Raw genomic sequence first — 14,562 nt, 5'->3', positions numbered from 1 at the left:
CCATGAGCAGTCCCACCGTGGTGGCCGCGGCGAAGTGGACCGCCGCGCACGACCTGGCGACGGCCACCGCCTGGTACGGGCAGCACGACGGACCGGTCGTGCTCACCGGCACGGGCCCGGCCGCCGGCAAGGTCCTGGTCGTCGGGGGCGCGGACGCCACCGGGACGGCGCTCGGCCAGGCCCTGCTCTACAACCCCGCCGACGACACCTGGAAGCCCACCGCCACCCAGCCCTCGCCCCGGAGGCTGCACACGGTGACGAGGCTGTCCGACGGCAAGGTCCTCGTCACCGGCGGCATCGGCGGCTCCTCCTCACCCGGCCTGGCCTCGGCCGAGGTCTACGACCCGGTGGCCGACACCTGGACACCGGCCGGGACGATGGGCCAGGCCCGCTGGGGCCACAGCGCCGTCCTGCTGCCGAACAACAAGGTCCTGGTCGCCGGCGGCAGCGCGGTCCGGGCCGGCCGGACCACCCGGGCACTGCGCTCGGCCGAGCTCTACGACCCGGCCGCCACCACCGACGCCACCCGCTGGACGCCGGCCGCGGCCATGACCGACGCCCGCTCCGGGCACCCCGCGGTGGTGCTCAAGGGCGGCAAGGTGCTGGTGGTCGGCGGTACGGCGGCCGTCGGCACGGACCAGGATCCGGCGCTCGCCTTCTGCGAGCTGTACGACCCGGACCACGACAGCTGGGCGCCGACCGGCAGCCTGCTGCGGCCCCGGGCGCTCCACCAGGCCACCGCGCTGTCCGACACCACCGTTCTGGTGACCGGCGGGCGAGCGCCGGGCGCCGGCGACGACCTCACCTTCGACCCGCTCAGCCGGCGGACGGCGGAGAAGTACGACCTCACCAGCGGCGGGTGGACGGCCGTGAAGGAGATGCCCGCCGGGCGCGCCTCCCACCGGGCCGTCGCGGCCGGCTCCGGCGCGGTCCTGGTGATCGGTGGCACCGGCAGCGACGCCGACGAAGCCGGCTACCGCAGCGTGGTCCGCTACGACGCGGGCGCCGACACCTGGACCGCCCAGCCCGGCCTGATCACCGGCCGGTGGGCCTTCGCCGCCGCGGCGCTGCCCGACGCCCGGGTGCTCGTCGTCGGAGGCGCCGCCCGATCCGGCCTGGCCGCGGCGGATCCGGCGGTCACCGAGCTGACCGCGGCCGCGGAGCTCTTCCCCGGGAGCGGTACATGACCGCCAACGGCTACTCCTTCCTGCCCTGGTTGCGCTCCGGCCTCTCGACCCGGATCACCGGCGACCCGGGGGCGGCGGCCCGCGCCACCGTCCCGGTCAAGCTGCTGCTCAGCGGCGAGGCCCTGGACGGCACCGCCTTGAGCCAGTTCGTGGAGCGGGCGGTGCAGCTCTACGGTCCGGGCGACATCGTGGGCGTCGACGCCCGGGCGGTCTCCCGGCGGGAGCCGCAGCCGGGGACCACCAACGTCGAGCCGAACTACCTGGCGCACGTCGAGTTCTACGACGAGGACCTGCCCTGGCGCTACAGCCCGGCGGGGCCCGACGGCACCACCGACCGCCTCGCGCCCTGGCTGGCGCTCGTCGTCCTGGCCGCGAAGGCGGACGCGGCGGGTGGGCCGGCCGAGTTCGAGGAGGGCAGCGGCGGCGGGCCGCTGCCGTTCATCACCGTGAAGGACCAGGCCGTCCTGCCACCGCCGGCCCAGCTCGGCGCCTGGGCGCACGTCCACGTCAACGGCTCGCTGGACGGCCCGGTCGCCAGGGAGCTGGCCGGCCCCGGCGACCCGGTGCTGGCCGGTCTCGCCGAGATCCTCCGCACCGACCCCGACCGGGCCTGCTCCCGGCTGCTCTGCCCGCGCCACCTGCGGCAGGACCGTGCGTACGAGGCGTTCCTGGTCCCCGCGTTCGAGACCGGCCGGCTGGCGGGGCTGGGCTTCGACCCGGCGCTCTCCCCGGGAGCGCTCCATCCGGGCTGGGGCGTCGACTACCCCGGCCGCCAAAGCGCGGGCCGGCTGCCGTACTACCACCGCTGGTCCTTCACCACCGGTGCCACCGGCGACTTCGAGTACCTGGTCCGGCTGCTCCAGCCCCGCCGCCCGGACCCGAAGGTCGGCCGCCGGGACATGGACGTGCACCGCTCGGCCGGGCCCGGCCTGCCCGGGATCACCACCCCGGCGTCGATCGGCGGGGTCCTGCGGCTCGGCGGCGCGCTCCAACTGCCCGAGCAGCCGGTCGACGCCTGGGAGAACTGGGACAACTGGTACGACAAGCCGCCGCCCGCGGCCCCCTACCCGCACCCCTTCGAACAGGCGATGGCGAACCTGGTCAACCTGGCCGAGGCGTACCGTGGCAGCACCCCGGCGGCGGCGCACGGCGCGCTGCCCGGCACCCAGGCCCGGGCGCTGTCGGCCGGCGTCGACCCGGTGATCACCCCACCGCTGTACGGCCGCTGGCACGCGCTCACCTCGCGGCTGCTGGTCGACGCGGACGGCCGTCCGCTGCCGTCACCCGCCAACCGGAACTGGGTGCACCGGCTCAACCTCGACCCGCGCTACCGGGTGGCCGCGAACTTCGGCACCCGGGTCGTCCAGGCACGGCAGGACGAGTTCATGGATGCCGCCTGGGCCCAGATCGGCGACGTGCTGAAGGCCAACGCCAGGATCCGTGAGGCCCAACTGGCCCGCGAGGTCGGGCACCGGCTGCAGACCAAGCACCTGGAGCCGGTCGCCCCGCCCACCGATGCGGTGGCGCCGCCGCCCTCCGGCAAGTACCTGGTGCTGACCGCCCCCGCGCACTCCCGCGTCACGGCCCCGGCCCCCGTGGCAGCCGACCGCGCGGCCGCCCGGGCCGCTGACGCGGCCGGTGCCGGCGAGCAGCTCGCCGTCGGCTTCCGGGTGGCGACCAGCCGGGTCGCCGCCGCACCGGTGTCCGCGGCGATGCGCCGGATCACCCGTCCCGGAGCCCGGCTGATGCGCTCGCTGGCCTTCCCGCCGGAGGCTCCGCGCGAGGCACTCCTGCCGCGGATGGACGCCGTCATCGGCGCGGTCACCGCTGCCGCGCCCAAGGTCGTGCCGACCGCCCTGGTGACGCCGGCCCGGCTCGACCACGTGCTGCACCCCGGCGGCGGAGCACGGGCTGCCGCCGCCGACCCGGTCGGCTCGCTGCCGAAGAGCCGGGACTTCGTGATCAAGGAGCTCGGTGACCCGACCCCGCCGACAACCGGCGGCGATGTCGACAGCCCGGAGGCCGAGCGGTTCAAGGGCGCGCTGAGCGAGCTCTACGACGGCTGGGACTCGGCCGCCGCCGTCGGACAGCAGGCTCCCCGGGAACAGCTCGGGGTCACCGGCACCACGGACGCGGTGCTGTCCCGGCTGCGCTCGGACACCACGGTGCCGAGAACCCTGCTGAGCGCGGTCGACCTGCCCGAGCGCCTGCGGCCGTTCGCCGAGGACTTCATCGAGGCGATGGCCTACCCGGTGATCGACCTGCCGATGTACCAGTCGCTGATCGACCTGTCGGTCGAGGTGTTCGCGCCCAACCTCGACCTGATCCCGGCGAACTCGATCACCCTGCTGGCCAACAACCGCCGCTTCATCGAATCCTTCCTGGTCGGCCTCAACCACGAGATGGCCCGGGAGATGCTCTGGCGCGAGTACCCGACCGACCAGCGCGGCACCCCCTTCCGCCAGTTCTGGGACCCGCGCGCCGTCCTGTCGCCGCCCGGCGAGACCCCCGAACAGCGCCGCGAGCGGCTGTACGACATCAGGCCGGTCCACCGCTGGGGCACCGGTGCCCTGCTCGGCGAGAACGACAACCGGCAACTCCCGGGCACCGGCCGGAAGGAGGACCTGATCCTCGTCATCCGCGGCGAACTGCTCAAGAAGTACCCGAACACGGCGGTCTACGCCCACCGGGCGGTCTGGCCGCTCGACGAGGACGGCAACCCGGTCACGACGGGGGAGCGCGTCCCCGCCCCACTGCCCGACGAGGACCACCCGACCACCGACCTGGTCCGGTTGCCGCTGTACGAGGCCAAGATCGAGCCCGACATCTACCTGCTCGGTTTCGACCTCGACGCCGCCGAGGCCCGCGGAACACCGCCCGGCGACCTCGGCTGGTTCTTCGTCCTCAAGGAACGCCCCGGCGAACCGCGGTTCGGCGTGGACGAACCCGGGGGCCCGCCACCGCCCGTCGAGGTGTGGAACGACCTCACCTGGCAGCACGTCGACCCCGACCACCTCGGCTTCGTCGAGCTCACCGACGCCACGCACGTCGAACTCGCGCCCTTCGACGGCTCCGAGGACGACCAGGAGAAGCAGGAGCAGCGCGCCGAGGACGTCGCGCTACCGCTCTGGCACTCCGGTCTGAGCTCCGCCGACATCGCCTACATCCTCTTCCAGGCGCCGGTCATGGTCGCCGTCCACGCACAGGAGATGCTCCCGGTATGGCCGACAACGACCTGAGCGACGACTACCCGGTCCTGCTGGGGCCGGTCCGGGTCGAGACCAGGTTCACCGCGACCGAACTGCTGGTCCGGGTGTTCCCCGACGAGTGGTCGGTCGACTCCTTCGAGCCCCGGCCCACCGAGGCCGAGCTGAGTGCGCTCGACGCGTACTGGACGGCCCTGTGGCGCACCGGGGGCAGTCCGGTGGGCGACCGGGCGGCCTGGCACGAACTGGTCGGCCGGATCGCCGCCGGCCGGGCGACGTGGCTGCTGCGCGACCACCGGCCGGCCAACCCGGCCGACCGGCCGGTGCCGGTCCCCGCCGCCACCACCGTGCTCGTCGTCCTCAGCGCCGCCGCCCTCCCCGCGGCCGACCGGCAGCCGACCGTCACCTACTGGACGGCGGTCTGGCAGGCGCGCGGCGACCGCGGCAAGCTGAGGGAGGCCGACATCGCGCTGCTCGCCGCCGTCGGCCCGACCAGGGCGGCCACGATCCGCGGCCGCAGACCGGCCGGCATCGGGGCCGCCACGGTCGACCTCGGCACCGCGGCCCTGGTGACCTTCTTGGTGGTGCCCCGGCCGCCCGCCTCCGGCATCGCCCCGCAGTCGTGGACGGTCGCGGCCCGGGCCGGCCTGCTGCCCGACCGCTTCCGCTTCCTCGGGTGGACCGGCGGTCAGAAGGTCGTCGACGTCGACGGCGCGCCCGTCCCGGCGACCCTCCCGGTGAGCCCCGACCCGGGTGCCACCGACCGGTTGAAGGTCGACGAGACGACCGGCGTGCTCACCGTCCCGGACGAGCTGCGCTGGCTGACCGACTTCGACCGCGCCGTGGCGGTCGGCATGGGCGTCCGGATCCCGCGGACCGCCGCCCTGAGCGGAGGGCTCGACCGCTTGGTGGTCCTCGGCCTGCGGCGGCAGTCCACCCCGGGCCAGTCCGCCGCCGACCTCACCGCCCAGCTCACCCGCCAACTCCGCAGCCCGGCCGGGCTCAGCCTGCTGGCCCAGGGCACCCCCACCAACAACACCGCCCAGGCGCCGGCCGGCCCGGACCGCACCGAGGAGGCCGACGCCGGCCTGCGGTCGGCGGCCGGTCTGCGGGCCGCGCCGGCCGGAACCGCCTGGACCGCCCGCACGGACGGCCAGTGGTTCGCCGAACTCCTCGGCCTCGACCCCGCCGACCTCGCCGGGATGCCCGGCGCCGACGGCACCGACCAGCGCGAGGCCCGGGCCGCCAACACCGCCCTGTGGCCGGCGACCTGGGGCTACCACCTGCAGAGCATGCTGCACCCGGTGCTCACCCGGGACGTCGTCGAGCAGACCCGCCTGTTCTTCCTCCGCCACGTCTCCGGGCGCGGCCCCGTTCCGACCGCGCGGATCGGCCGACAGCCCTACGGGATCCTGCCCACCACCGCGTTCTCCCGGCTGGCCTGGCCGGACACCGCGACCCACCGCCGCGGCCTGCACCGGGTGCTCACGGCCGCCGCCACCGACTGGCAGACGGCCACCGGCAAGGTCGCCCACCTCGGCGGCCGGGCCGACGACGCGCACCAGCACCTGCTGGACATCCTCGCGCTGCACCCCACCTCGGCCGAGTACTACCAGCGGTACGCACAGAGCGTCGAGGACGTCTTCAACCGGGAGAACCTCGGCGCGCTCGGCTCGACCGTCCTGACCGCGCTGGACCACCTGGACATGCCCGGCCCCATCCGTGCCCTGCTGACCCGGTTCGGCCACGCCGACACCGGCCCCGCACAGGACCCGGACCTGATCCGCCGCCTGTTCGTCGACACCCAGCACCCGCTGACGGCCCCGCCCGTCGACGACCGCCCGCTCTCGGAGACCGACCCGGTCCGCCCCTACACCACCGACGGCGCCAACTACCTGCAGTGGCTAGCCACCCACGCCCGCACCGACCTGGAGACCATCCGCACCGAGTCGGGCTTCCCCGAGGACGACCGGCCGTCCGCGCTGCTGTACCTGCTGCTGCGGCACGCCCTCCTGCTGGGCTGGGCCGACGCCGCCACCGAACTGGCGATCGCCGCCCACGTCGCGAGCCCCGCCGAACTCGCCGGGACGGAGCCGGCGTTCATCCACGTCCGGATCCCGCAGCAGGGCGGGACCATCCCGAGCGAGAGCCGGTTCGCGCGGCTCTACTCGCCGTCGCAGGACATCACCCACGACGCCCACCGCCTCGTCGTCGACCACATCCCCACCGTGCTCGGCACCGACCCCGGTACCGCCCGGCTGGCCGAACAGGCCGACGCGCTCGACCTGCTGACCACCCTGCCCACCGCCCGGCTGGAGCGGGTGCTCGCCGAGCACCTGGACTGCGCCACCTACCGGCTCGACGCCTGGCGCCTCGGCCTGGCCAACGAACGCCTCGCCGAGTTGCGGTACGGCTCCGACGGCAACGGCCCGGCCAAACGCGGCCTCCACCTCGGCGCGTACGGCTGGCTGGAGGACGTCCGCCCCAGGGCGAAGCAGCTGACCCCGGTCACCCTGACCGGACCGCTCGCCCAGGTCTTCCAGGGCACCGCGCCGCTGATGCACGACCCCGGCAACGGCGGCTACCTGCACGCCCCGTCACCCGGCCACGCCCGGACGGCGGCCGTGCTCCGGGCCGGCTACCTGGCCAACGGCTCACCGCAGAACCCCGGTTCCTTCGCCGTCAACCTCAGCTCCGGTCGGGTCCGGATCGCCCTCGGCCTGCTGGACGGCATGCGGCAGGGCCAGTCGCTCGGCGCACTGCTCGGCTACCGGCTGGAACGGGCCCTGCACGACAGCCACGAACAGGCCGAGGTCGACTTCCTCATCTCCGCCCTGCGGCTGAAGTTCCCCCTCCGGGCCGGGCGGATCGCCGAAACGGTCCCGCACCAGGCCGACCAGCCCGACCCGTCGAAGCCCCTAGCCATCGAGCAGATCGAGGCCGGCAACGTCGTCGACGGCCTCGCCCTGGTGCGCCACGTGACCCGCGGCGACGCCCCGGCCGCCTACCCGTTCGGCCTCGCGGACCTCCCCCCGGCCGACACCACCCAGCGGGCCGTCGTCGACCGGGCCGTCCAGGACCTGCTCGACGTCCACGACGCCCTCGCCGACCTCGCCGTCGCCGAGAGCACCCACCAGGCCCTGCTGGGCAACCCCGAACGAGCCTCCGCGACCCTCGACGCCTATGCCAAGGAAGGCCTGCCGCCCGAACCCGCCGTCGTCGCCACACCCCGCAGCGGCACCACCCTGACCCACCGGTTCGGGCTTCGCCTGACCGCGGGCCTCAAACCGGACAACGGCGCGCCGCTGCTCGGCCACAACACCCCACGCGCGCAGGCCGAACCTGCCGTCAACGCCTGGCTGCCCAGCCTGCTCCCGGCCCCCGCCACCGTCGTCGCCCAGGTCACCTGGACCGACCCGGTCAATGGCCAGGGCCACAGCCGGGCCGTCAGCCAGGCCGACACCGGACTGCGGCCGATCGACCTGCTCTGGGCGCTGCGCCCGGTGGGGGAGGGCGCGATGACCGACCTCGACGACCGGATCGTCGGTGTGGTCCTCGCCACCGACAACCCCCGGCCCGACGCCGAACTGACCATCCGCTACACCGACCGGGTCGCCGGACGCACCACCTTCTTCGAGCTCTCCCCGCTGATCGCCGCCCTGCGGACACTGCTGACCACCGCCCGCCCGCTGCGCCCCACCGACCTGGTCCCGGCCTCCGGCCCGGCGCCCGCCGACCGGGCGGCCGACGCGGCGGTCTCACTGCCCCGGGAGCGGCCGGCCGCCGTGCGGACCTCCCTGGACGCCCTGCGCCAGAACGTCGAGAGCTCCCTCACCACCCTGACACCGCTCTACCCGGCCGGCGCCGCGCCCCTTCGCGCGCAGATCCTCACCGCCGTCGACTCATTGATCACCACGTACGCCGCCCTGGTCACCACGGCGAGCGGCTTCGGCATGGTCCGCAGCGGCTGGGGCGAACTGGCCCAGTGGCGGCGCGGGGTCTTCGCCGACGTGCTGGCCGCCGTCGCGGGAACCGCGGACCGGATGGGCAGGGCGCTGGCCCAGGCCGACGCACTGCTCGCCGGCTACGACGCGCTGCCGGCCGCCACCTCGGACGCCGAACGGTTCCGGATCCTGCAACAGGCGGAACGGCTGATCGCCACGGTCCCGACCAAGCCGCTGCCGGCCCGGCCGGCCACTCTCCGCGCCACCGTCGGGAGCCGCCGCCAGAGCTTCAACGCCAAGCTCCAGTCGCTCCGGGCGGAGGCCGTAACGGGTACGCGGACCCTCAGCGGCCTGCTCACCGAGGTGGCCGCCAAACTGCCGCTGACCGCCTTCGACCCGACCGGCCTGGACCTCACCCCCTTCCAGGACCGGGTCGTCGTCCTCGGCCGTGACCTCCTGGACCGCACCCGGGCGCTGCGCACCGAGATCCTCCGCCGTCTCGCCGCCGCGGACCAGGCGCTCGCGGCCTACGACGCGGCGGTCACCGGCCCCGACCGGGTCGAGGCCGCGACGGACGCGCTCAAGGCACTGCTCGGCGAGGACGCCCTCGCCGTGCCCGAGTTCACGCCCGACCCGCAGCTCGCCGCGGACTGGAAGAAGGCCCGCGACGACAGCGGCAAGCTCGTCCAGCACCTCACCCAGCCGCCGTTCTCGCGGGACTTCCCGGTCGACGACTGGGCGCACGGCATCGCACGGGTCCGCGAGAAGCCCCGGCTCTGGGAGAAGGCCGTCCTGCTCAGCGACGCGCTGCGCGGCACGGGCGGACTCCTCGGTGACCTCCTCCAGTCCGGCGAGCCCCAGTTGGTGCCGGTCCAGCTGCCCTACCGGCCGAACGACCACTGGCTGGGCATGGAGTTCAGCCCCGGCACGGTCGTCACCGAGGACAAGGTGCTGTTCACCGCCTGCTACGCGCCCGACCCGCTGCTCGGCTCCGCCACGCAGGTCGGTCTCCTTCTCGACGAGTGGACCGAGGTGATTCCCGCCGAGCGCGAGACCACCGGGCTCGCGGTCCACTTCGACGGACCCGACTCCGAACCGCCCCAGGCGATGCTGCTGGTCGTGCCCCCGGTACGCACCGGCGCCTGGAACACCGACGACCTGGTCGCGGCGGTCACGGAGACCTTCGATCTGGCGAAGGCCCGGGCCGTCGAACCGGAGCACCTGGACGGCACGGCCTACGCCCAACTGCTGCCGGCCACCGTGATGTCGGCCACCCGCCAGCCGATCACGATCTCCACCGATCTCGCGATCGCCAACCAGCGCTGGAAGGCCGCCCATGACTGAGCCCCGCATCGACCACCTGGCCCGGGCGATCGCGGACCGGGAGCGCCCGACGGTCGGCATCTGGAACCGCCTGGAGGGCAGGCCGCGCACCACCGACTTCGACCGCGCGCTGCGCGCCGAGGTGCGCGACCCGCTCTGGCTGCTGACCCGGCAGTGGCAGATGGGCGAGTTCCGCGGCAGCGACGCCGGCTCACCGGTCACCGCCACGTACTCGGTCACCGGCACCCGGCCCAGCCGGTTCCGCCCGGCCGGCGGCACGGCCGAACCCCTGCCGCCGGACCGCCCGCTGGAGGCCCTCGCCGAGCGACGTCCGCCGGCGTTCACAGCGGGCGCCGACCCGATCGCCTTCGACCTCCGGCTGGCGATCGGCCGGCGGTGGCTGAAGCTGGTGGGCCGCTCCGCGGTGCTGGGCAGCCTGCTGCTCGACTTCCGCGGCCAGTACGTCCGGCTCTACCCGATCGCGCTGCCCGACCCCTACCAGGACGGCGACGCCGCCCGGGTCGCGCACCCGGAGGTCTGGGCGAGCATGCAGGCCGTCGCCGGGCGTCGGCTGGACGGCTACCTGCTCTACCGGCACGTCAAGGACGGCGGGCGCGCCTCGGACGGCATCAACGACCTGCTGCACCTGCACTATCCCGCGCTCGACGCGCTCGGCGACCGCCTGGTCGCCTGGTTCGACGACCTGATCGACCAGCCGCACGGCGACGCCACCTGGGACCCGCGCCGGCTGGAGCACCGCTTCTCCGTGGCGGGCTCGGCCCCGGGCGGGGGAGAGAAGGTCCTCACCGCGCAGGAGTACCCGGGCGGCGAGCTGGACTGGCACGCCTTCTCGATCGACCCGGCCGCACCGGTGGGCGGCACCGACCCGGCGCCCCCGCCGATCAACCGCACGGTGTTCCCCGCGCCGGTCCGGTACGCGGGCATGCCGCTGCCGCGCTGGTGGGCGGTCGAGGACGGTGCCACCAACTTCGCCGCGGTCTCGCCGGACAGTACGGACCTCGCCCGGCTGATCTTCCTGGAGTTCGCGCTGGTCTACAGCAACGACTGGTACCAGTTCCCCTGCGACCTCCCGGTCGGGACGCTGGCGTCGATCCAGGGCCTCGCCGTCACCGACGTGTTCGGGCAACGGCTGTGGATCACCCCGGCCGGCGCCGGACAGGACGACGACTGGCAGCGCTGGTCCATGTTCACCCTCGACACGATCGGCGACGACCGGGTGGCCGCTGCCACCAGCCTGTTCCTGCCCGCGAGCGTGCCCAAGGTGGCCGACGGGCCCGCGCTGGAGGAGGTGTCGCTGATCCGCGACGAGAACGCCGACCTGGTCTGGGGCATCGAGTCGACGGTGCCGCTGGCCACCGGGGAGGGGCGTCGGGGCAGCGAGGTCGCCGCCGAGATCCAGGCCCACCACCTGCGGCTGCACCCGTCCACCCCACCGGACGGGCCGCTCGCGCCGATCGCCTACGAGGCGATGAACTCCGTCCCGGAGAACTGGATCCCGTTCATCCCCGTGCACGTGCCGGGTGACAACCGGACCATCCAGCTGCAACGCGCCGCCATGCCGAACGTCGTCGGCGTCCTGCCGCCCGTCCAACCCCGCACCTCCCTGCTCCGCGCGGGCCTGGACGCCCCGACGCCCCGGGGGTACTTCGTCAACAACGAGGAGGTCCCGCAGTCGGGCACCCGGCTCTCCGTGGCCTACAACCGCACCCGCTGGCGCGACGGCCGGGTCTGCCTCTGGCTCAGCGCCAAACGCGGCACCGGCCGCGGCGAGGGCTCCAGCGGCCTCGCGTTCGACCTCCTGGTCGACACCCCGGCCACCGGGCCGCAGCAGCCCGCCGGGCTCCTGCCCGGATGGGTTCCGCCGAGCCCGTGACCGGCGTCCGGTGGGTCGAGGACCGCCTCTCGCCCATCCGGTCGTCGGGACGCACCTGCGGCTCACCGCCGTCTGCGCTGCGCCGCCCTGCGTTGCCCGGTCCTTGCCCCGGCGCACCAAGCCGCCCGACGGGCTGGCCTGCCATCAGGTTGTTCGGGATTTCACCCGCACGGCAGGCCCGTGGGCCGTACGCTGACGATTGATCATGGCCACGACAGGGAGCCTGCGGGGCTCCTTCGACGTGGCGTCGTAGGCGAGGGAAGGACAGCGGCGATGGCTACTGCACTCAACGGCACGGTCAAGTGGTTCAACGAGTCCAAGGGCTTCGGGTTCATCACCCCTGAGGACGGCAGCAAGGACGTCTTCGTCCACTTCTCCGCCATCCAGGGCAGCGGCTTCAAGACCCTGGTCGAAGGCCAGCGGGTCCAGTTCTCGATCGAGGCCGGCGCGAAGGGTCCGTCGGCCGTGAACGTCGTGGCCGTCTGAGGCCCGGTCCGGCGCCCTCGTACGCATCGACGCGGCACCTGCCCCGGCGGAGCCGCCGGGACAGGTGCCGCGTGCGTACCGGCCGGTTCAGCCATGGGCCGCCTTGCCGTCGGCGGCGATCGCCACCAGGCCCTTGTCGGTCGGGCCGTAGATCCGGCCGCCGCCCGCCCAGTACGGCACGGGGGTCGCCGAGCCGCTGCTGGGGTGGAAGTCGAAGGTCCAGCGGGGGGCGCCGGTGGCCGGGTCCAGCGCCCAGACCCTGCCGTGGACCCAGATGTAGACGGTGCCGTCCGCGTAGTGCGCCGCCATGTCCTGGAGGTTGCCCATCGGCAGGGAGCCCGACCAGTGGACCGCACCGGTCCGGGCGTCGAAGGCCTGGACGACCGTGCGTGCCTTCGCGTAGTGCGCTCCCACGGCGAAGACGGTGCTGCCGTCGGGGCTCGCCACGGCTCCCCGGAAGTTCCACTCCCCGGCCGACTGCCACGCCACCTTCCCGTCCGCCGGATCGACCGCGTAGAGCCGGTCGGCCAGGTGGAGGAAGTAGCCGCCGGCCGAGGTGTGCGGGCCGTCGGCGAAGAAGGGCAGCCCGGGGACGAGGCTGCCGCTGCCGGGAGCCAGCTGCTCCCAGAGGCTCTTCCCGCCGTTGCCGATGTCGAGCGCCTCCAGCTTTCCGGTCCTCCGGTAGGTGGTGAGGTCCATCGCGTAGGTCTCGAACAGCAGGCGGGTCCCGGAGGAGGGGACGGAGAGCCTGGAGTTCTCCAGTACGTCGTGCGGGCGCACCAGTTGCCACCGGAGCCGGCCCGTCGCCGGCTCCACCGCCCACACGAAGCTCGCCGCGTAGGAGGCCGGGGCGGTCGGGTCGGCCAGCGGGAAGGTGCCCTTCGCCTCGCCGTGGACGTAGACGAGGCCGTCGAGGATGCCGACCACCGAGGCCGAGGGGGAGATGCGCAGGTCGGGCGGGGAGAGGGTCCAGGCGGCGGCGCCGGTCGCGAGGTCGACGGCCTTGAGGACGTACGTCAGGTCGCTCGGGCCGCCGTACCCCATCACGTAGGCCGTTCCGCCGCCGACGGCCACCGGGCAGTCGCCGATGCCGGCGCCGGCCGGCGAGGTGTAGTTGGTCAGCGGTCCCCAGCGGGTCCGCCCGGTGCGGTCGACCGCCCACACGCTCGCCATCCCGGCGGCCACGACGGTGTCGCCCTCGCCGGTCACCGCGATCACCGGTTCGACCAGCGGCACCGTCCAGAGCGGGGTCGCCACCACGTCCGTCTCCAGCGAGCGCGAGTAGTCGGTCGGGTCGGCGGACGGGGTCGGTGCCGCGCCGCCGGGGGCGGGCCGTGGCTTCTCGTGTTCGCCGGGGCGGGTGAGGAACACCGCGGTGCCGCCGCCCGCCCCGGCCACCACGACCCCGCCGGCCAGGCCGAGGAGCAGCTTGCGGCGGCCGGGCCGGGGCCGGGGCGCGGCCGGCCCGAGCGGCAGGGTCTGGTGCGCGGTCGGCAGCGCGCCCGGGTCCGGCCCCGGCTGCCCGGGTACCTGAGGAGGCCCCGGCTGCCCGGGTACCTGAGGAGGCCCCGGGTGCCCGGGTGCCTGATGAGCCCCCGGTGGCAGCGCCGGCGGGGGCGGCGGCAGGGGCACGGCGGTGGTCGGGGGGGCCATCACCGCCGCCGCCTCCTCGATCGCCGCGACCAGCACGGGGTGCAGCCAGGTCCCCGGTGTCAGCGGTCCCTCGCCCTGGGAGGCGGCGAGCTGCTGCGTCGTCGGGCGGTCGGCCGGGTCCTTGGAGAGGCAGGCCGCGACCAGCAGTCGTGCTCCGCCGGGCACCGCCGCGAGGTCCGGCTCCTCGTGCACCACCTTGTACAGGACCTGCAGCGGATGCCCGCCCTCGAACGGCGCGGTGCCGCCGGTGCCGGCGAAGGCCAGTGTCGAGCCGAGCGAGAACACGTCGCTCGCCGGGCCCGCCCGCTCCCCCCGAGCCTGCTCCGGTGACATGAAGGCGGCCGAGCCGAGGACCGTGCCCTCGGCGGTCAGCGCGGTGCCGTCGGCCGCCCGGGCGATGCCGAAGTCGATGACGTGCGGCCCGTCCAGCGCCAGCAGCACGTTGCTCGGCTTGAGGTCCCGGTGGGTCAGCCCGACGGCGTGGATGTTCCGCAGTTCCTCGGCGATCCCGGCCGCCAGGATGCGCAGCACGTGCTCGGGGAACGCGCCGACCAGCCGGACCGCCTCGTCCAGCGCGACCCCCGGCACGAAGGCGGTCGCCATCCAGGGCACGGGCGCCTCGGTGTCGGCGTCCACGACCGGGGCGGTGAACGCGGAGGAGGCCGCCCGGGCCGCCGTCACCTCCGCCCGGAACCGTGCGCGGAACCCCGCGTCACCGGCCAGTTCGGGCCGGACCACCTTGACCGCGACGGTCCGTCCGCCGGCGGACCGGCCGAGGTAGACCACCCCCATGCCCCCGGCTCCCAGCCGGCCGAGCAGGGCGTACGGGCCGATCCGGGTCGGGTCGACGGGCTCCAGCCGGCGCATGC

General features: G+C 74.7%; 6 protein-coding genes. 5 read left to right on the top strand and 1 reads right to left on the bottom strand.

Annotated features, from left to right (window positions below; genetic code table 11):
* Nucleotides 1–2: 2 nt before the first annotated feature.
* The 5 genes from ACWDRR_RS23575 to cspE all read left to right on the top strand — a co-directional run bounded on the left by ACWDRR_RS23575 (nt 3) and on the right by cspE (nt 12,040).
* Entirely contained in the window at nt 3–1,187 is a 1,185-nt protein-coding gene (locus tag ACWDRR_RS23575; protein ID WP_449774168.1) for a Kelch repeat-containing protein, read from the top strand.
* Nucleotides 1,184–4,426, top strand: a complete 3,243-nt coding sequence (locus tag ACWDRR_RS23570) for a hypothetical protein (RefSeq protein ID WP_449774167.1) — start codon at nt 1,184–1,186, stop codon at nt 4,424–4,426. Before ACWDRR_RS23575 ends, ACWDRR_RS23570 begins: the two co-directional genes overlap by 4 nt.
* The gene (locus ACWDRR_RS23565; protein ID WP_449774166.1) at nt 4,408–9,681 is read left to right on the top strand and encodes a hypothetical protein; all 5,274 of its coding nucleotides are present in this window, start codon (nt 4,408–4,410) and stop codon (nt 9,679–9,681) included. The genes ACWDRR_RS23570 and ACWDRR_RS23565 overlap by 19 nt, the downstream gene beginning before the upstream one ends.
* Nucleotides 9,674–11,554, top strand: a complete 1,881-nt coding sequence (locus ACWDRR_RS23560) for a hypothetical protein (protein WP_449774165.1) — start codon at nt 9,674–9,676, stop codon at nt 11,552–11,554. Before ACWDRR_RS23565 ends, ACWDRR_RS23560 begins: the two co-directional genes overlap by 8 nt.
* Nucleotides 11,555–11,827: 273 nt before the next feature.
* Complete coding sequence (gene cspE / locus ACWDRR_RS23555; protein ID WP_449774164.1) at nt 11,828–12,040, top strand: transcription antiterminator/RNA stability regulator CspE; 213 nt, start codon at nt 11,828–11,830, stop codon at nt 12,038–12,040.
* 87 nt (nt 12,041–12,127) lie between these two features.
* Here the strand turns inward: cspE and ACWDRR_RS23550 are convergent, their stop codons facing one another.
* Nucleotides 12,128–14,560 (bottom strand): protein kinase domain-containing protein, encoded by a 2,433-nt coding sequence (locus ACWDRR_RS23550; protein WP_449774163.1) that lies wholly within the window; start codon nt 14,558–14,560, stop codon nt 12,128–12,130.
* Between the last annotated feature and the right edge of the window lie 2 nt (nt 14,561–14,562).

The sequence above is a fragment of the Kitasatospora sp. NPDC003701 genome (assembly GCF_053587085.1).
This window is presented reverse-complemented; position numbering and strand designations above follow the sequence as displayed.